Annotated in this window: 17 protein-coding genes; 8 read left to right on the top strand and 9 right to left on the bottom strand. The window is 63.1% G+C overall.

The window, feature by feature from the left end; genetic code table 11:
* Positions 1–122 precede the first annotated feature (122 nt).
* Entirely contained in the window at positions 123–1,445 is a 1,323-nt protein-coding gene (locus ASD87_RS09350) for a UDP-glucose/GDP-mannose dehydrogenase family protein (RefSeq protein WP_056320292.1), read from the top strand.
* Positions 1,442–2,500 carry a glycosyltransferase family 4 protein gene (locus tag ASD87_RS09345; RefSeq protein WP_056320289.1) on the top strand — a complete coding sequence of 353 codons (1,059 nt, stop codon included), beginning with the start codon at positions 1,442–1,444 and terminating at the stop codon, positions 2,498–2,500. Before ASD87_RS09350 ends, ASD87_RS09345 begins: the two co-directional genes overlap by 4 nt.
* Positions 2,501–2,546: 46 nt before the next feature.
* Here ASD87_RS09345 and ASD87_RS09340 read toward each other — a convergent pair whose 3' ends face one another.
* The 3 genes from ASD87_RS09340 to ASD87_RS09330 are packed head-to-tail and all read right to left on the bottom strand — an operon-like array spanning position 2,547 to position 4,144.
* On the bottom strand, positions 2,547–3,236 hold the full coding sequence (locus tag ASD87_RS09340) for a nucleotidyl transferase AbiEii/AbiGii toxin family protein (protein ID WP_056320286.1): 690 nt from the start codon (positions 3,234–3,236) through the stop codon (positions 2,547–2,549).
* Complete coding sequence (locus ASD87_RS09335; RefSeq protein ID WP_230964958.1) at positions 3,237–3,635, bottom strand: hypothetical protein; 399 nt, start codon at positions 3,633–3,635, stop codon at positions 3,237–3,239.
* 20 nt (positions 3,636–3,655) lie between these two features.
* Positions 3,656–4,144, bottom strand: coding sequence for an Lrp/AsnC family transcriptional regulator (locus ASD87_RS09330; protein WP_056320284.1), 489 nt, complete (start codon positions 4,142–4,144; stop codon positions 3,656–3,658).
* 150 nt (positions 4,145–4,294) lie between these two features.
* Between ASD87_RS09330 and glmS the strand changes: the two genes are divergently transcribed.
* Positions 4,295–6,127, top strand: coding sequence for a glutamine--fructose-6-phosphate transaminase (isomerizing) (gene glmS, locus ASD87_RS09325; RefSeq protein ID WP_056320281.1), 1,833 nt, complete (start codon positions 4,295–4,297; stop codon positions 6,125–6,127).
* Between the two features lie 205 nt (positions 6,128–6,332).
* Here glmS and ASD87_RS09320 read toward each other — a convergent pair whose 3' ends face one another.
* Positions 6,333–8,651: a bifunctional diguanylate cyclase/phosphodiesterase gene (locus ASD87_RS09320; RefSeq protein ID WP_156403407.1), complete on the bottom strand. Its 2,319-nt coding sequence runs from the start codon at positions 8,649–8,651 to the stop codon at positions 6,333–6,335.
* Between the two features lie 141 nt (positions 8,652–8,792).
* Between ASD87_RS09320 and ASD87_RS09315 the strand changes: the two genes are divergently transcribed.
* Complete coding sequence (locus ASD87_RS09315) at positions 8,793–9,515, top strand: PIG-L family deacetylase (protein WP_056320276.1); 723 nt, start codon at positions 8,793–8,795, stop codon at positions 9,513–9,515.
* A gap of 41 nt (positions 9,516–9,556) precedes the next feature.
* Here ASD87_RS09315 and ASD87_RS09310 read toward each other — a convergent pair whose 3' ends face one another.
* Together ASD87_RS09310 and ASD87_RS09305 are read right to left on the bottom strand one after the other, a co-directional pair.
* Positions 9,557–10,201 (bottom strand): glutathione S-transferase family protein, encoded by a 645-nt coding sequence (locus tag ASD87_RS09310; protein WP_056320432.1) that lies wholly within the window; start codon positions 10,199–10,201, stop codon positions 9,557–9,559.
* A 91-nt stretch (positions 10,202–10,292) separates the two neighbouring features.
* The gene (locus tag ASD87_RS09305; RefSeq protein WP_056320273.1) at positions 10,293–11,045 is read right to left on the bottom strand and encodes an SDR family oxidoreductase; all 753 of its coding nucleotides are present in this window, start codon (positions 11,043–11,045) and stop codon (positions 10,293–10,295) included.
* Between the two features lie 128 nt (positions 11,046–11,173).
* On the opposite strand from ASD87_RS09305, the gene ASD87_RS09300 reads away from it, so the two are divergent.
* Positions 11,174–12,073, top strand: coding sequence for a LysR family transcriptional regulator (locus ASD87_RS09300; protein ID WP_056320270.1), 900 nt, complete (start codon positions 11,174–11,176; stop codon positions 12,071–12,073).
* A 56-nt stretch (positions 12,074–12,129) separates the two neighbouring features.
* Here ASD87_RS09300 and ASD87_RS09295 read toward each other — a convergent pair whose 3' ends face one another.
* Positions 12,130–12,786 (bottom strand): TetR/AcrR family transcriptional regulator, encoded by a 657-nt coding sequence (locus ASD87_RS09295; RefSeq protein WP_235512673.1) that lies wholly within the window; start codon positions 12,784–12,786, stop codon positions 12,130–12,132.
* 185 nt (positions 12,787–12,971) lie between these two features.
* Between ASD87_RS09295 and ASD87_RS09290 the strand changes: the two genes are divergently transcribed.
* A complete protein-coding gene (locus ASD87_RS09290) occupies positions 12,972–13,865 on the top strand; it encodes an NAD(P)/FAD-dependent oxidoreductase (protein WP_056320264.1) in 894 nt (297 codons plus the stop codon).
* A gap of 85 nt (positions 13,866–13,950) precedes the next feature.
* Here the strand turns inward: ASD87_RS09290 and ASD87_RS09285 are convergent, their stop codons facing one another.
* Positions 13,951–15,486: a tetratricopeptide repeat protein gene (locus ASD87_RS09285; protein WP_056320261.1), complete on the bottom strand. Its 1,536-nt coding sequence runs from the start codon at positions 15,484–15,486 to the stop codon at positions 13,951–13,953.
* Positions 15,487–15,515: 29 nt separating this feature from the next.
* Positions 15,516–16,640 carry an RDD family protein gene (locus ASD87_RS09280; RefSeq protein ID WP_235512670.1) on the bottom strand — a complete coding sequence of 375 codons (1,125 nt, stop codon included), beginning with the start codon at positions 16,638–16,640 and terminating at the stop codon, positions 15,516–15,518.
* Between the two features lie 218 nt (positions 16,641–16,858).
* On the opposite strand from ASD87_RS09280, the gene ASD87_RS09275 reads away from it, so the two are divergent.
* Together ASD87_RS09275 and ASD87_RS09270 are read left to right on the top strand one after the other, a co-directional pair.
* Complete coding sequence (locus ASD87_RS09275; RefSeq protein ID WP_056320255.1) at positions 16,859–17,563, top strand: hydrolase; 705 nt, start codon at positions 16,859–16,861, stop codon at positions 17,561–17,563.
* A gap of 66 nt (positions 17,564–17,629) precedes the next feature.
* Positions 17,630–17,934 (top strand): MFS transporter (locus ASD87_RS09270; RefSeq protein ID WP_200952171.1); only part of this gene is annotated, 305 nt, incomplete at its 3' end.

Here is a 17,934-nt window from a genome sequence, read left to right as displayed (position 1 = left end):
AGCGGTCCAACACCCCTCTAACCCCGCCCGGCCCCCCGGGCGCGGGCCGCTTCTATAATGGCGGCCGGCGCCCGGTTTCACTTTCCGGGCGCGAAGATTACCTATTTTGAAGGCGCACAGGCATGAAGATCACGGTCGTGGGTACCGGTTACGTAGGATTGGTGTCGGGAGCGTGCCTGGCGGACATGGGCAACGATGTCATGTGCCTGGACGTGGATGCGGCCAAGATCGCGCTGCTGCGCCAGGGCGGTATTCCCATTTACGAGCCGGGCCTTGAAGACCTGGTGCGCCGCAACGTGCAGGCCGGGCGCCTGCATTTCACCGATGACGTCGCGCAAAGCGTGGCGTTCGGCGACGTTCAGTTCATCGCCGTGGGCACCCCGCCCGGCGAAGACGGTTCCGCCGATCTCAAATACGTGCTGGCCGCCGCGCAGAACATCGCGCGCCACATGACCTCGCGCAAGCTGATCGTGGACAAATCCACGGTGCCCGTCGGCACGGCCGACAAGGTGCGCGCCGTGGTCGCCAAGGAACTGGCCGAGCGCGGCGTGGACATCCCCTTCACGGTGGCGTCCAATCCGGAATTCCTGAAGGAAGGCGCGGCCATCAACGACTTCATGAGTCCGGACCGCGTGATCGTCGGCGCGGACGACGACTACACGATCGGCGTCATGCGCCGCATCTATGAACCCTTCCAGCGCACCCACGACCGCCTGATGGTGATGGACGTGCGCTCGGCCGAACTGACCAAGTACGCCGCCAATGCCATGCTGGCCACGCGCATTTCGTTCATGAACGAAATGGCGAACCTGGCCGAAGTGCTGGGCGCCGACGTTGAACAGGTGCGCCGCGGCATTGGCGCGGACCCGCGCATCGGCTATCACTTCCTGTACCCGGGCGCGGGCTATGGCGGCTCGTGCTTTCCGAAGGACGTGCAGGCGCTGGTCAACACCGCGTCCGAGCACGGCCTGCCGATGCGCGTCATCGAGGCCGCCGAGGCCGCGAACCACGCGCAGAAGTTCCGCCTGGCTGAAAAGCTGGTGGCGCGCTTTGGCGAAGACCTGCGCGGGCGCAAGATCGCGTTGTGGGGCTTGTCCTTCAAGCCCAACACCGACGACATGCGCGAAGCGCCCAGCCTGACGGCCATCGCCGAACTCACGCGCCGCGGCGCCGAGGTGCGCGCCTATGACCCGGTGGCCATGCACGAGGCCGGCCGCGTGCTGGCCGGCCATCAAGGCATCAGCTTCGCCGCCGACATGTACGACGCGCTGGACGGCGCGGACGCGCTGCTTATCGCCACCGAGTGGAAGGTCTTTCGCGCGCCCGACTTCGATCGCGTCAAGGCGCTGCTCAAGACGCCGCTCATCATCGACGGCCGCAATCTCTACACGCCGGCCGACGTGCGTAGCCTGGGCTTCGAGTACTCGGGCATCGGCCGCGCATGAAGATCCTGCAACTGAACTTCGAAAAGGGCTGGCGCGGCGGTGAGCGCCAGACGCTTTATTGCATGCGCGCCTTTCGCAAGGCGGGCCATGACGTCGAAGTGATGTGCCGCGAAGGCGCGCCGCTGGCCGAGCGCGCCCGGCAGGAAGAATTCGTCGCCCACACCGTGCGCAACGTGCCCGGACAGCTGGCCTTTCTGGCCGGCGCCGGCCGCTACGACATCATCCACGCACAGACCGCCAACACCATCACCTGGGCCGTGCTGACCAAATGGCTGCACCGCCGGCCCGTGGCGTTCTCGCGCCGTACGTCGTTCGTGGTCAAGCCGGGCGACGAATGGAAGACCGGCTACAAGTGGCGCCACGCCGATCTCTTCGTGGCCATCAGCGAGATGGCCGCCAGCGAGCCGCGCCGCCTGGGCATCGAACCCGTCATTATCCGCAGCGCGGTCGAGCCTCACCAGATCAACGCCGAGAACGTCGCCAACCTGGTTCGCGAGTTCGATCTGGAAGGCAAGAAGGTCATGGCGACCTCCGCCGCGCTCATTCGGGACAAGGACCCGGTCACGCTGGTGCGCGCCGTCGGCGAACTGGCCAAGACGCGCCGTGATTTTGTCTTCCTGCATTTCGGCGCCGGCGGCGACCGCGAACAGCAGGCCAAGGACGAAGCCGAAAAGCTCGGCATCGAAGACGTCTACCGCTTTGCCGGCTTTCGCAAGGGCGTGGAAGACTTCTACAGCATCCTCGACGTGTTCGTCATGAGCTCCGAGGAAGAAGCGCTGGGCAGCAGCGTGCTGGACGCCTTCCTGCAGCGCGTGCCGGTGGTGTCCACCGACGCCGGCGGCTTGAAGGAAAGCCTGGCCGACGGCCGCGGCGTGCTATGTGCCGTAGGGGATCATCAGGCGATGGCGGCGGGCATGGCGCGTTGCCTGGATGATGCGGCGTTTCGGCACGAGGTCACCGAACGTGCTTATGAGTACGTGCGCAATGAACATGACGTGCAGAAGATGGGGAACCGGTACCTGGCGCAGTTTGAGCGGCTGGTGGGGCGCAGGTAGGGTTGAACGCCTCTAGCGATGGGCAACGGGTCCGGTTGCTGAGGCGTCAGCGCCATTGCGCAACCTTCTCCTTCGCCCACGCAGCGGTCTTATCAAGATCGGGCAAGCGGTCGGTTCTGATCCTATCCCAGGCGACCCGTTGAGATGGCCTTTGCAACATATGCGTCAGGGCGGCGTCCAAGCCATCAAGCTTGGCTTTTAGAAGCGATGCCAGCGCCTGCTCGGGAATTGCGCCTGCAGGCGCTTCGGTCTGCAGCACAGCCCAGTCAAACAAATCCCGGGCGGTGAGCGCCCAACCGCGGAAGAACAGTTTTTTCGCCAACACCTCGGCCGGCGGCTCCAAAGGAAAGCGGGTTTCCGGCGCAGAAGGGTTCCAGATATCAGGCGTATCCGGCAGTAGAGGTGCGGCAACGACGAAATCGATTTCGCCCTCGGCAAAGCGCAGCTTCACATGGGCGTTGTCCTCGTTGTAGCCCGACAGTTCGTTTTCGAAGAGGTCGTTAAGCCGCGGCGAAACATACGGAAGCCATCCTGGCGAATCAACGAATAGGTCAACATCGTCGCTGATTCGATGATTGAGGGCGAGCATCAAGCGTGTTCCGCCGCCCAGTACAGGCCGGAATGAATCGCCGCCATGACGGCGGGCATCCTCAACCAGAGCCTGCGCGCGCGATTCCAAACGCGTCCACGGGCCGGATGCGCGATGAAGCAGGATATCTTTCCTTGAAGTCCCCATTCACAGCACCCCCTCGAGCGCTTCCTCCCACCGCACAGCCCGGGGAAGGTCGAAATGCTGGCGGGCGTTCTGGTACAGCGCGTCAGCTTCTTCGAGGCGCACACCCGCTTCAAAGCTGGCTCGACCAATGAACTCCGGTTCCAGCTCAAAGAACATATGCGCGAGTAATTCTTGCGCAAGTGCGTCGTGCGCAACCGAGGCCAAATCGCCGTGGCGCAGTGCGGCGGCGACATCAGTCGGGCTTACCACCTTGCCATAGGGGGCGTTGAGGTGGGTGGCTATCATCTCGAGGTACGGGGTGAATTGCGTTGGCAAGGTCAACTCCTGAAAGATCGGCGACGGCCTTTCGTGCATCTTCGCCGCATTATCCACCCGTCGGGGGCGGCGCGCTTCGTTCATGATGAAATTGCGCGACTGCCTTACCCCCGCACATCGATCCGCGTCTCGAACTTGGCCCGATGCACCGAAAAAAAAGTGCGCACATTGCGCACGTTGGCCTGCGCGGTGAAGGCGCGATGCACCAGCGCGTGGTAGGCCGGCATGTCTTTTACCTGCGCGATCACCACGAAATCCGGGCCGGGCGACACCCGATAGCATTGCAGCACCGCGGGTTCGGTCACCATGCTTTGCTCGAAGGCGTCCAGGCTTTCGGCGGCCTGCACGTCCAGCGTGATCTCCACGATCGCCGTCAGCGTGCTGCCCAGCTTTTCGGCCGACAGGATCGCCACCTGGCGGTCGATCACCCCTTCTTCCACCAATCGCCGCACCCGCCTCAGGCAGGTCGGCGGCGACGCGTGCACCCGCGCGGCCAAATCCTGGTTGGTCAGCGAGCTGTCTTCTTGTAACTGTTCAAGAATGCGCCGGTCCAGATCATCGAGTTCGGGCAGGGAAATGGGGGTGTTTTGCATGATTAATTCAAATCTGTCGATTCGACGAAAGATAATTTAATCACATTTGTGTAAGGGAATTAACTGCCAAATAAGTGAACATAAAGAAATCAAATTTCTTTATGGCTCGCGCACAATGCGTCGGTACTGAACTTACCCGGAGTCACTCCTATGTGCGGCATTGTTGGCGCCGTCGCCCAGCGCGACATCACCCCGATCCTCGTTGAAGGCCTGAAGCGCCTGGAATACCGCGGCTACGACTCCTGCGGTGTCGCCGTCTACGCCGACGGCCATCTGCGCCGCACGCGCAGCACGCAGCGCGTGGCCGAACTGGCCGATCAGGTTGCGCAGGACAAGGTCCAAGGCTTCACCGGCATCGCCCACACCCGCTGGGCCACGCACGGCGTTCCCGCCACGCACAACGCCCACCCGCACTTCTCGCACCTGGGCAACGACGAGCCGCGCATCGCGCTCGTGCACAACGGCATCATCGAAAACCACGACGAGCTGCGCGCCGAGCTGCAGGCCGTCGGCTACGTCTTCGAAAGCCAGACCGACACCGAAGTCATCGCGCACCTGGTGAACCACCTGTACGCGGGCGACCTCTTTGAAGCCGTGCAGAACGCCGTGCGCCGTTTGCATGGCGCATACGCCATCGCCGTGTTCTGCCGCGACGAACCGCACCGTGTGGTCGGTGCGCGTCAAGGCTCGCCGCTGGTGGTGGGCGTGGGCCAGAACGAGAACTTCCTGGCGTCCGACGCGCTGGCGCTGGCCGGCACGACCGACCAGATCATCTACCTGGAAGACGGCGACGTCGTCGACCTGCAACTGTCGCGCGTCTGGATCGTGGATGCTGCCGGCAAGAACGTCGACCGCGAAGTGCACACCGTGCACGTGCACACGGGCGCCGCCGAACTGGGCCCCTACCGCCACTACATGCAGAAGGAAATCTTCGAGCAGCCGCGCGCGGTCGGCGACACCCTGCAAGATATCGAATCCATCACGCCCGAACTCTTCGGCGACGACGCCTACAAGATCTTCAAGGAAGTCGATTCCCTGCTGATCCTGGCCTGCGGCACCAGCTACTACGCGGGCCTGACCGCCAAGTACTGGATCGAATCGATCGCCAAGATCCCGGTCGCCGTCGAAATCGCCAGCGAATACCGCTACCGCGACAGCGTGCCGAACCCGCGCTCGCTGGTCGTGACGATCTCGCAGTCCGGCGAAACCGCCGACACGCTGGCCGCGCTGAAGCACGCGCGCTCGCTGGGCATGGAAAACACGCTGACCATCTGCAACGTGTCCACCAGCGCCATGGTGCGCGAGTGCAAGCTGTCGTACATCACGCGCGCCGGCGTCGAAATCGGCGTGGCTTCGACCAAGGCCTTCACCACCCAACTCACCGCGCTGTTCCTCCTGACGCTGGCGCTGGCGCAAACGCGCGGCAAGCTCACGGAAGAGCAGGAAGCCGAGCACTTGAAGGCGCTGCGCCACCTGCCGTCCGCCATCGGTTCGGTGCTGGCGCTGGAGCCGCAGATCATGGCGTGGGCCGATCGCTTCGCCTCGAAGGAAAACGCCCTGTTCCTGGGCCGCGGCATGCACTACCCGATCGCCCTGGAAGGCGCGCTCAAGCTCAAGGAAATCAGCTACATCCACGCCGAAGCCTATCCGGCCGGTGAACTGAAGCACGGCCCGCTGGCGCTGGTCACCGAGCATATGCCGGTCGTCACCATCGCGCCCAAGGACGAGCTGCTGGAAAAGCTGAAGTCCAACATGCAGGAAGTGCGCGCGCGCGGCGGCGAGTTGTATGTGTTTGCCGACGCCGACAGCAAGATCCAAAGCGCCGAAGGCATGCACGTGATCCGCATGCCGGAACACTACGGCAAGCTGTCGCCGATTCTGCATACGGTGCCGCTGCAACTGTTGTCGTATCACACGGCATGCGCACGCGGTACGGATGTGGATAAGCCGCGGAATCTGGCGAAGAGCGTGACGGTGGAGTGATGCGGTAGCGGATGCATCGGTTGAGAAGGACAAATAAAGTCGGTCGCGCAGACTAAACCCGGTCGCAGCGACAACTTCTGTCGATTCCTTCCATCTGCCCGCAATATCAGCTTTGTTCCAGTGCGAGGGCCGCGTAAGCGGCCCTTGTTCACATTTACCGCGCGCCGCACGACGTGCCAGGCCTCGATGGGCGACGTGCGGGCAGCTAGGTTGCGGCGGGCGCCCTTTGGAGGCGTTTTGTAATTTCTGCTTCCGGCACAGCTTTGGAGAACAGGAATCCCTGCATTTCGTCGCATCCGGCAGCACGCAGGAAGTCACGTTGCGCTGCCGTCTCGACCCCTTCGGCGTTGACCGTCAGGCCCATCGAGCGCCCCAGCGTTACCACCGCGTTCACGATGGCGGTGGAATCGCTTCCCTCTCCGATGTTTGCGACGAAACTCCGGTCAATCTTGATCTTGTCGACGGCGAACCGTTGCAGGTAGCTCAAGCTGGAGTAACCCGTTCCAAAATCGTCCAGCGCGATCCGGAAGCCGGCGGCGCGCAGCTTGCCGATAGCCTTCTGCACCCGGCCGTCGTCTTCGATGAGCACGCCTTCAGTGACCTCCAGCTCGATCTGCGCCGGATCGACTTCAGCGCGCCGCACCAGATCGATAACGCGTTCGGCAAAGTCGGCGCCGCGAAACTGCTTGGGGGAGAGGTTTACCGCAATGGACAGGCTTGGCCACTGACGCGCCGCGCGGCAGGCTTGTTTCAATACCCATTCCCCGAGCGGCACGATGAGGCCCGTGGATTCAGCCACCGGCACAAAGATCTGCGGTGACACGGGGCCCTTGGCAGGGTGGTTCCATCGCACCAGCGCTTCAACGCCCACGAGCTGCTGCGTGCCGCTGTCGATCTGCGGCTGGAAATGGACCTGGAGCTGGTCGCTGTCCGCCAGCGCGGCGCGCAAATCCTCTTCGATCACGGCCTTCGCCTTGAGCGTTTCGTCCATCTCGGGGGCGAAGAAGCTGTACTGGTTCCTGCCTAGATCCTTGGCGCGGTAGAGCGCGATGTCGGCCTTGCGCAGCAGCTCGCTGCGCGTGGTGCCGTCGCGCGGGGCCATCGATACACCGATGCTCGCGCCCACGAAGGCGCGGCCGCCCAGCAGGTCGAAAGGCGCGCGCACATCGGCCAGGATGCGGCGTGTCAGATCGGTGGCACCCGCTTCGGTGGCGTTCTGCATCAGGACGGCGAACTCGTCGCCGCCCAGGCGCGCGACCGAGTCTTCCGGGCCGACGGCAAGCTTGACGCGTCGGGTGAACTCCTGGATGAGCGCATCGCCCGCGGCGTGGCCCCATGTGTCGTTGACCTGCTTGAAATGGTCCAGATCCAGCAGCAGCACCGCGCAGCTTGCATCGGGCCGCCGGCGGACCAAAGCCTGATCGAGACAGGTGCCGAAATACGCGCGATTTGGCAGGCCGGTCAGCACGTCGTGAAAGGCAAGATGCTGGGCGTGCGCTTCGCTCGCCTTCAGTTCCACATGGGCCTTGCGCAGGGCGGAGAGGTGCGCCTGCTGTTGGCGCAGAAGCCGGTAGGTGCGCAGTGCCAGCAACGCCACCAGAATGAGCGTGCCGGCGAGCATGGCGGCAACCGCGGGCAGCATGGCGCGCCAGAGTTCGGAACCGGGCAGATCCGGCCGCCACATCAGGTAGCCGAGCAAGGTGCCGTCTGAGGACCGGAGGAGCTCCTCGCGCTCATCGGCTTGTACATGGCGCGCGCGCACGGGATGGTAATGGAGCGCGTCGATCAGGTTGTCCCGTGAGAACGCGCGCAAAAAATCGCCATCGATGAACCGGACGCTGACGAGCAGATTCCGGGACGCGATTGCCGGCGTGTCCAGGTTGGGCGGAAACCGTGCGACGCGCATGACGCTCACGACGGCTGGCCGTTGGCCGATCATGGCAAGGTCGGTGGCGTGCACCGCAGCCGCAGTGGTGCGTGTGGATGCGTCGGGCGCGGGCGGCTGGCTGGGCAGGCGTTCGTGGTCGTTGTTGGGCCGTGTAGCCTCGCCCCGCGTCAATGCGATGAACGGGCGGATGTCGGGCTCGAATGCCGCGTAGCGTTCCGGCGGAACGCGTTCGCCGTAGACGTTTCCATAGCGCATCTCGTTGTCCGGTCCCAGCACAAACACCAGATCGTGCTTGAACAGCCGGTGCAGCCATGCGCCCACGTTGTCATCAAGCCAGGCCTGGTCGGGCGCGGGCTTGTCCAGCTCGTCAAAGAGCATGTCCCAGACGGCCACCGTTTCCTGGGCCTGCGCCACGTCGTCCAGGACGTTGCTGATCGCCAGCTGCAATTCCTTGCTCTGGCGCATCGCTGACATGTCGTCGCTTTTTTCGACGGACAAGTGCAGGGAAAACAGCATCGCCGCCAGAAATACGCCAAAGGCGATCAACAGGAGGACAAGCAGGCCGCCGGCGGAACGGGGAAGCGATCCTCTTGATTGTGTCATGCCGGTACAGTTCCGTTTTGTTGAGGGCGGCAACGCAAATTACGTGCCCGCACATTCGCGCCGTCCACCTTGCGTGCCGGCAATCCGCTCAGCGCATACCTGGGGCTTTGCGGCATGGTATTTGCTGCAAGTAATGCTCCTACAACTGCGATCCTCTGCGGATCAAAGATTCCGATGGTTTCCGCGCAAGCGCACAGCTGGGCCGACGATCCGTCGTTGCCCCAATCTCCCCTGGCCGTGATATCGCCTCATTTGGATGACGCCATCCTGAGTTGCGCCGGCTTGCTCGCCGCGCGCCCCGGCAGTACGGTCGTGACGGTGTACACGGCACGGGCGCCCACGCCGAACCTGCTTACGGACTGGGACCGCCGCTGCGGTTTCGCCAATGCCGCCGCCGCGATGGAATGCCGGCTGGCGGAAGACCGGGAAGCGCTGCGCAGCGTGGGCGCGACCGGAAAGGGGCTGGATTTTCTGGACAGCCAATACACATCGACGGCGGACGAGGATGCGCCGCTGATCACCGAGCGTCTGTTCTACCTGCTGATGAGGCTTGCGCCCGCGACCGTGGTCATGCCGCTGGGCCTGTTCCACAGCGATCACGTGCGGGTCAGCGACGCCGCCCTGATGATCCGCGATGCGTTGCCGGGCGTGGCCTGGTTCGGTTACGAGGATGTGCCATATCGCCAGCAGCAAGGTGTCGTGCAGGCACGGCTGTCGCAGTTGCAGGAGCGCGGCGTGACGGCCACGCCGGCGCACCTGGCGGTCGATGCGGCGGGCAAGGCGCGCGCCATCGGCGTCTACGCGTCGCAACTGATGGGGCTTGACAGCACGGCACTGAAACTGGCCGTGCATGAAACGTACTGGCGGCTTACGGGCAGCGCCAGCGATGCGGTCTGAGATGGCGCGTGCGGCTGTCAGCGTCAGGCGCTTTGAATTTCCTATCCAAAGTGAGTGCGCAGGAGCTCCGAATAATCCGGCGTGACCGCGGCGGCGACACTGGGCCGGCTCAGGATGGCGCGGCGCCAAGCGTCGACGCGATGGTATCGGGTCAATAGTGGTGCCCAGCTGGCTGGCTGCAAAACGTCAAAGTAGCGGAACACCGGGGCCATTGCCACGTCCACCATGCCAAACCGCTCCCCGTTAAAGTAAGGGCCGCCTTCTAGCGCCAGTTCAAACTGAGCCAGCCTTTTTTCGAAGGAGACGGCCCAAGCGTTGGCGGTCGGAGCGTCCTTTGCATTAAAGAACGCCCAAGCATCTCCGAGAGTGGTGGTGCTCAGCTCGATCCATGCGCGATTCATGGCGCGCAATATCGGATCATCCGGATAGAGGCTCGGACCTGGCTGCGTCTCGAGTAGGTACTCGCAGATCGCCATGCTCTCGAACAGTACGGCCGTCGTTCCGTCCGGGCGACCCACTTGGAGGAGCGGCACCTTGCCATTAGGGGAAAGAGCGAGGAACCACGCCGGCTTGTCACGGAGATTCACGTTGATACGTTCGAATGGCACCTGTTTTTCCAGCAGCACAATGGCGGCACGCTGAACAAATGGGCAAAGAGGGTGACTGATTAAGATGAGCGAGTTCATCACGTTCTTTGTCTGCATTGCGGGGCGGTCGCAGGACTCGCGTCCCGCTCCGCAATGTCTTATCTCAAAAGGGGAACCGTCCGCGGCGGGTTCAGCGGTTAAGCAAGCGTCCACCGTCCAGAACAATTTCCGACCCGACGGTCCACTGCGACTCGTCGGAAGCGAGATAAAGGACGGCCTTGGCGACCTCCTCGGCCGTGCCAAACCGCCCGAGCGGAATGGTCGCGGCAATCTCTTTGTTGACCTGCTCGCGGTAGGCGGCGGGAATGCCGAGCTTGTCGTAGAGGGGCGTCTGGACCGGTCCTGGGCTCACCGCGTTGACCCGGATGCCGCGTGCCAGCAGTTCGGTGGAAAGGGTTTTCGACATGTTCAGGAACGCGGCTTTTGTGGCGGCGTACACGGACGAGCGGTCCGCCCCGGCATGCGCGCTTACCGACGTGGTGAGCACGACGGAGGCAGGGTTGGCGAACACCGGTAGCAGGGCCTGCATCAGAAAGTACGGCCCCTTGACGTTGATGTCGAACGAACGATCAAACATCTCTTCCGTCCATTCCTCGATCGGCAACCAGACTGAAACTCCGGCGTTCAGAAAAGCCACGTCGAGTTGGCCATAGCGGTCCTTGACGGCCTGTGCCAGTTCCTTCTGGGCGGCGACGCTGGCCGAGTCCGCGCGCAGCACCGGCACGTCCGAACCGAGTTCGGCCTGCGCCCTGGCGATCGAATCGGGGTTGACGCCTGTGACGATGACGCGAGCGCCTTCGGCCAGGAACTGCTTGGCCGTTTCCAGGCCGATACCACTGGTGCCGCCCGTGATGAGCGTACGTTTACCTTGCAAGCGCGACATACCTTTCTCCTTGAACATTGACCGGAATCGGTCCACAAGAAGAAATGTAGGTTCATGCAGAATTTTCGATAAGATGGCTGTTTGGAATACGTTTCATGCAATAAAAGCATGAATCGCAGGATGGACGTATGGATCGCTTTCTATTGATGACCTGCTTTGCACGCGCAGTGGAGACGGGAAGCTTCTCTGCTGCCGGACGCGATCTCGGTCTGGGCCAACCCAATGTGAGCCGATATGTGGCGGCGTTGGAAGATCACCTGCAGGCACGGCTGCTTCACCGCTCCACACGCAAGCTGTCTCTTACGCCGGAAGGAGAACGCTACTACGCCGATATTCGGCGAATTCTGGATGCGGTGGACGAATGCGAATCCTCGTTCCGGCGTGGCACGGAACCTTCAGGACTTTTACGCGTCGCGTGCCCGACCGCGTTGGGCCATGCTTTCGTCATGCCCCACGTGCCGGCATTCCTTCAGCGGTATCCGGGGCTCACGTTGGATCTGCAACTCAACGATCGTTATGTAGACCTTGTCGATGAAGGGAGCGAACTGGCTATCCGGATCGGACACCTGCAAGACAGTACGTTGCGCGCCAGACCCATAGGCTCGTACGAACGCGTCTTCGTGGCCAGCGAGGACTATTTGGCCAGACGCGGCGTTCCGGAAACGCCAGACGACCTACGCAATCACGACTGCGTGATTTACACGCTGCTATCGTCCGGCGCGATGTGGCGACTGCGCGACGTGGACATTCCCGTATCTGGCAGGATAAAAGTGAATTCGCCGTCCGCGGCCAGCGCGGCGGCCGTTGGAGGGCTTGGAATTGCGCACGGTCCGGCTTGGCTGTTCGAGGAGGGGCTGAAGAACGGTCGCCTGCGACGCATTCTTACCGCGCACGTTCCACCCTCTGTTCCTGTACAGATCGTCTATGTGGCGAGCAGGTTGCTGCCGACTCGTGCGATCGTGTTCATGGATTTCATTGCGGAAGTGTTTTCAAAAATTCCCGCATTGAACACCCCGGCTTCACCCTAGATGAGATGCTCGGGTCATCAGCGCAGACATGAGCTTTTGGCGCCTGTCTCTCGACGTTATTTCTGTGGAGTCGCTTTGCGCCCGCCGCCGTGCGCAGCGATGAACATGGCGGCAGCCGACCGGCAATAGGAGTCGATTTCGTTGTCGTCCGCGGCTTTTGCCTCATCGAAGCGAGCGATTGCCAGGAGGTCGCAACCCTTGATAAGCGCGGCAAACAAACGGGCGGAGCGGCCAGGATCGGGCACGTTCAGCGCCGCCTTCGCGTGCAACTGACGTAACAGGGCTTCGATCTGGGCGATGACATAGGCTGCGCCGGCTTCGTAATGAAGCTTGCTTAACGACTTCTGATTCGTCTTGTCAGCCATGATCATGGCTTCGACACTGCGAACCTCCGGGCTCAACAGCGTGCGAAGCAGGAATGATCCCACCGCCATGAGCTGATCTTCGGCAGAGCCCTCGACGCCATCAATAAGCGCCTGAGGGGCAAACTGGTGGCAGTGCGCCGCGATGGCTGCGCTGAATAGCGCTTCCTTGTTCTCGAAATGGCGATAGATGCTGAGCTTGGATATCTTTGCGCGTTGAGCGACCTTGTCCATGGTTGTCGCTTGAAAACCCAGTTCCACGAACAATTGGCTGGCCGCGTCCACGATCGTCTGGCCGAGCGCCTCGTTGACGGGCCGACCGCGCCGGCCCAGAACTTTTTTTTCCGTCACGTGTATTCCAGTACTTGACAGTATCGTAAATGGCATTTTAGGATACCTCATGGTATCTGAAATGTGCACGCCGGTGAATGGGCTTCTGAACGGTAGCGGCGCTTTTCGGCACCTCCACATGCACTCACGGCGCACCGCCAAGCGCAGCCTCAATCCCTTGCATAGAGAACACGGACTCCCCCACCATGAATGACGTCATCATCATCGGCGGCAGCTTTGCCGGCCTTGCCGCGGCACTTCAACTCGGCCGCGCCCGCCGAAAGGTCATCGTTCTCGATACCGGCGTGCCGCGCAATCGCTTTGCCGACCATTCACATGGACTGCTCGGTCACGATCACAAGTCACCGCTGGACATCCTGACCGAGGCGCGGCAGCAGCTCGCGCGCTATCCCTCAGTCAGGCTCATCAACGCAAGGGCTGAAAGCACTTCCGGCACCTTGGACAATTTCTCTGTCCTGACTGGCGATGGCGAAAGCCTTGGTGCGCGCCGCTTGATCCTGAGCTATGGCGTGGCGGACCAGGTGCTTGGTGTTCCGGGCTTTGCCGAGGGTTGGGGCACGTCCATCGTTCCCTGCCCCTATTGCGACGGTTTCGAAGTCGCAGGGCGGCATTGGGGCCTCATCTGGTCCGGCCCGCCGTCGCACAACTATGTCAGGCTGTACCACGACTGGACCGACACGCTGACGGTCTTCGCGCATGGTCACGACATCCCGCCCGATGTTCGCGATGATCTCGCACGCCGCCGCGTCCACGTTGTTGATGGCCTGATCACCGAACTGAACCATCACGAAAGCCATAACGTCACCGTCAAGCTCGATACCGGCCCGGCTGTCGCAGTCGACATCCTGTTTGCCCATCCGCGCAACAAGCCCTCTGCACGCTTGCATGAAACGCTGGGCCTCGCCACGGTCGATACGCCGCAAGGCATCGCCCTCAAGGTCGACGAGCGCCGTCAGACCAGCACGCCTGGCATCTACGCCGCGGGCGACCTTGCCAACCCCGCCATGCATTCAGTCACCACGGCATCATGGCAAGGCGCGATGGCGGGAATCTTCGCGCAGCAGTCGATGGTTGTTTGAGAGCACGGATTCCATTCTTTCCGTTGCGCCGTCGCCGTCGAAAGGTTGGCGTAGATTCAACTTGGGAAGCAATGAACTTCGACACCTATTTGCGGCCAAACAGGCGGCCGAGGATGCCACGCGGCGTGGCCGCGGCCTGTTCGGCAGCCAGCGCATTCTGCATCGACAGCTCCTGGAACTGAGGCTTGCCGTTCTGTTGGTACGAGGCGGCCGCTTGGCGGAACGCCAGCGCCGATTCAGCATGGCGCTTCATGTGGCCGTAGGTTTCCCCGCGTGAGAACAGCGCCCAGCTGCGGTAGTCAGGATCCAGCGCAATAAGCCGGTCGCAGGCGGCAAGCGCTTCCTCGTATCGGTTGGCGGCGATCAGGGCATTGACGCGTTCGGCGTGAAGGGGGCCGCTGTCGGGCCAGTGCGCCATCGCCTGGTCCGCGTCGGCCACGGCCTCGGATGCGCGCCCCAGGTGGGTCAGGGCCTCGATGCGTGCGCGGCGCCACTTCAGCCAATCGGGATCCAGCGAGATCGCGACCTCGGACAAGGGCAAGGCCTCTTCGTGGCGTTCCAGCCTGTTCAGCATGTCGGCGGCGTTGCCGGGCAGGAAGTCGTTGTCTGGCACGAGTTCGTAGCCGCGAAGGTAATAGGTCAGCGCCGCTTCCCAGCGGCGCTGGTCGCGCTGCGCATTGCCGGCGATGAACAGCAACTGGGCGTCGCCGCTGGACAGCGGATCCAGGCCCAGCAACGCCGCTTCAGCCAACTCCGGGTCGCCGCTGCGCACATACTCGCGGGCTTGCTCCTTGCGGCCTTCCCAGCCGCTGTCCGAGAGTGCGTCCAGGCGCCGCCATAGCGGCGCCGCCTCGTCCGCTCGGCCCAGGCGGTGCAGGGAGCGCGCCTTGCCTTCCAGGGGCCAGTCCCAGTCGGGTTCCCGGCGCAACAGGCTGGTCCATTCCTCCACCGCGTCTTCATGGCGTCCGAGCGCCTGGAGGCACGAGGCGCGATTGTGCTGGATAGCATTCTTCTCGCCCAGGATGGCGCGGGCGCGGTCGAACATCGCGATGGCGTTGTTCAGGTCACCCAGACGGCGGTAGTTGTTGCCGGCGTCGTAAAGAAAGCCACCGTTGTTGGGCGCCAGCGCGACGGCGCGCTGATGGTAGGGCAGCGCGTCCTGGTAGCGGCCTGCGTTGTGCAGGTTGGATCCGATATAGCAATGCGGCGCCGCGGCAAATGGGCGCAGTTGCGAGGCGCGGGTCCAGCTTGCAATGGCGTCGTCAAGTTGACCGTCGTTGATCAACAGGTAGCCCTCGGCCATCAGCAATCCGAAGTGCGACGGCGCACGTGTCTTGGCCTCGCGCAGCATTCGCCAAGCTTGCTGCTGTTGGCCCGCGTCGTAGAGCGCGGTGACTCGCAAGCGAATGGCGTCGCTGCATTGCGGATCCAGCGCCAACGCGCGGTCCAGGTCTGAGTCACGCTGCGCGTTCGCGCCGCGCTGGTCGTGGTAGCGGGCGCGCAATGCCCACATGATGGCGAGATCTGGCTGTTCGCGCAGTCCTTGCTCGCACAAGGCAAGCATTTGGGCAAGGTCGCCGCCGTCATCGGCGCGGTGGATGGATTCGATCAGGCTGGACATGCGCAGGGTGCTCTACTCGGAAGGTTGGATTAGCGCGCCAGGACGCCGGCGTCGTGACGGCAACGGTAGGGGCGGTCTTCGCGCGGGATGTCGCCGCTGCCGCATTGCCAACGGCGCACGCCGCCGCCTTTCTTTTCGGATCTCAGCTCGGGCAGATAGACCAGGTGCTTGCCGCCCAGCGACGGTGAGTCCGCCGTGCCCGGATCGCCCGCGATGGTAAAACGCAGCACCCCGTTGACGGGATTCATCTCAAGGTTGCTGAAGCCGCTGGTTCGCAGCGATTCACGCGTCACGCCGAGGGCGGCCATGTCGGGCGCAAACGTTTTGGTGCGCTGGTAGTGGCTTTCCGCGAGCAGGCGCACGGGATCCGACACGAGATCCAGGTGTATGACGTCGGCGCGCAGCGGATTGTCTCCGTCATCCGTCTCCAGGGCGACTACCGCGATCACCATGCCGGCCAGGACCAGCCCCCCCATGCCGAACACGATGAACAGCATGCGGCCCGCGCCTGTGACAGCGCTAACCCGAGCCAGCGCGGGCAGCACGGCGCGCGGATTGGACAGGGTAGACACCACGTGAGTGCCGGCGAGGGCGTTGTGCATGGCGCGCTCGCCAAAAATAGACTGCTGTATATGGTGGTAGATGCCGGGTAATACCACATTCATCGAGTACTTCAGGGTGTGCCGCCAGATCGAGCGCAGCAGTCCAGGTGCGCTGCCCTTGCGCGTCACCACCCGCTGCTTCAAGAGACGCTTGCCGGGCGAACCATTGCCCCACGCGTCCATGAAGGCGGGCAGCAACAAGCCCAGTAGCCCGCCAGCCATCGCCAGCAGCACGGGTGCGTCTGCGCCCGTCAGGCCTTGATAGGTGTAAGAAGCGGCCTTGGACAAACCGACCGTCCCCGCCGCCATGACGACGACGTCGAACGCGGTGGCGGCCAGCCGGGCCCAGATGCTGGGAAAGACGGGGGCGTCGCCGCGTGGGCTGGACCGCTGGGCGGCCGCCTCTTGGGAAGTGATCGGCAGGGGGGCTTTGCAGCTGAAGCACAGCTTGTTGGCGGCCGAATTCTGCCAGTTGCAGCGAGGGCATTGCATGGGATCGGAGGCTGGTGTGCTGAAGCCGGTCTGAGCGGCAGGACTGCGGATGATACCCATGCGGCCCCGATTCTGGTGGCGCGATTGACCTTACACCGTGATCTGGCGGGCGCGCCCCTTCGGGATGACTTTCCGGTGATCAACCATCGTTCCAAAAAAAGAACGCTGAAGCCAAAATTTGCGGTCTACCGCGAGATTGTCCTGCCGAATATAGTTCTGGTCATGGCAGCGACGCGCTGCAAGCAACACCCCAAACCTACCTCTCCAAGGACACTGACATGACCCACACCACCGCCAAGCTCGAAGTGCTGACCCCGGAAAACAGCCAGATCATCTTCATCGATCACCAGCCGCAAATGGCCTTCGGCGTGCAGTCGATCGACCGCCAAACGCTGAAGAACAACGTCGTGGGGCTGGCCAAGGGGGCCAAGGCGTTCGACATTCCGACCATCATCACCACCGTCGAGACCGAATCGTTCTCCGGCTATACCTATCCGGAATTGCTCGATGTCTTCCCGGAAAAGAAAGTGCTGGAACGCACCTCGATGAATTCGTGGGATGACCAGAAGGTGCGCGATCAGCTGGCCGCCAATGGCCGCAAGAAGGTGATCGTGGCGGGTCTCTGGACGGAAGTGTGCAATACCACCTTCGCCCTGAGCGCGATGCTGGAAGGCGAGTACGAGATCTACATGGTGTCCGACGCGTCCGGCGGCACGTCCAAGGAAGCGCATGACATGGCCATGCAGCGCATGATCCAGGCCGGCGTCGTGCCGGTCACCTGGCAGCAGGTGCTGCTGGAGTGGCAGCGTGACTGGGCCCGCCGCGACTCGTATGATGCCGTGATGGAAATCGTCAAGGAACACTCGGGCGCTTACGGCATGGGTGTGGATTACGCCTACACGATGGTGCACAAGGCCGGTCAGCGCACGCAGACCGCACATGAGGCGATCGCGCCCGTCGCGGCGCCGGTTACCGCTCGCTGAATCCCAGACCCGCGGCCAATGCCGCGGGCTTTTTTTTCCATACCGCCTGGCCGCCCGGAGCCTCCCATGACGACCGCCGACACCCGCCCCGCCGACGCCCCGCCGTCCTCGCCTTTCGCGTACTCCGCCTTTTCAGTGATCTGGATTGCCACCGTGCTGTCCAACATTGGCACCTGGATGCATGACGTGGGCGCCGGTTGGCTCATGACGTCGTTGTCGCCGTCGCCGATGTTCGTGGCGCTGGTGCAGACGGCGGGCGCGCTGCCGGTTTTTCTGCTGTCGCTCCTGGCCGGTGCGCTGGCCGACACCATGGACCGCCGCAAGCTGCTGCTGATGGTGCAGATTGCGATGGGCGTCATTGCGCTGGCGCT

The organism is Achromobacter sp. Root170, assembly GCF_001428165.1.
Lineage (GTDB): Bacteria > Pseudomonadota > Gammaproteobacteria > Burkholderiales > Burkholderiaceae_B > Achromobacter > Achromobacter mucicolens.
Note: the sequence above shows the minus strand (reverse complement) of the source record. Positions and strands in the feature narration are given on the sequence as shown.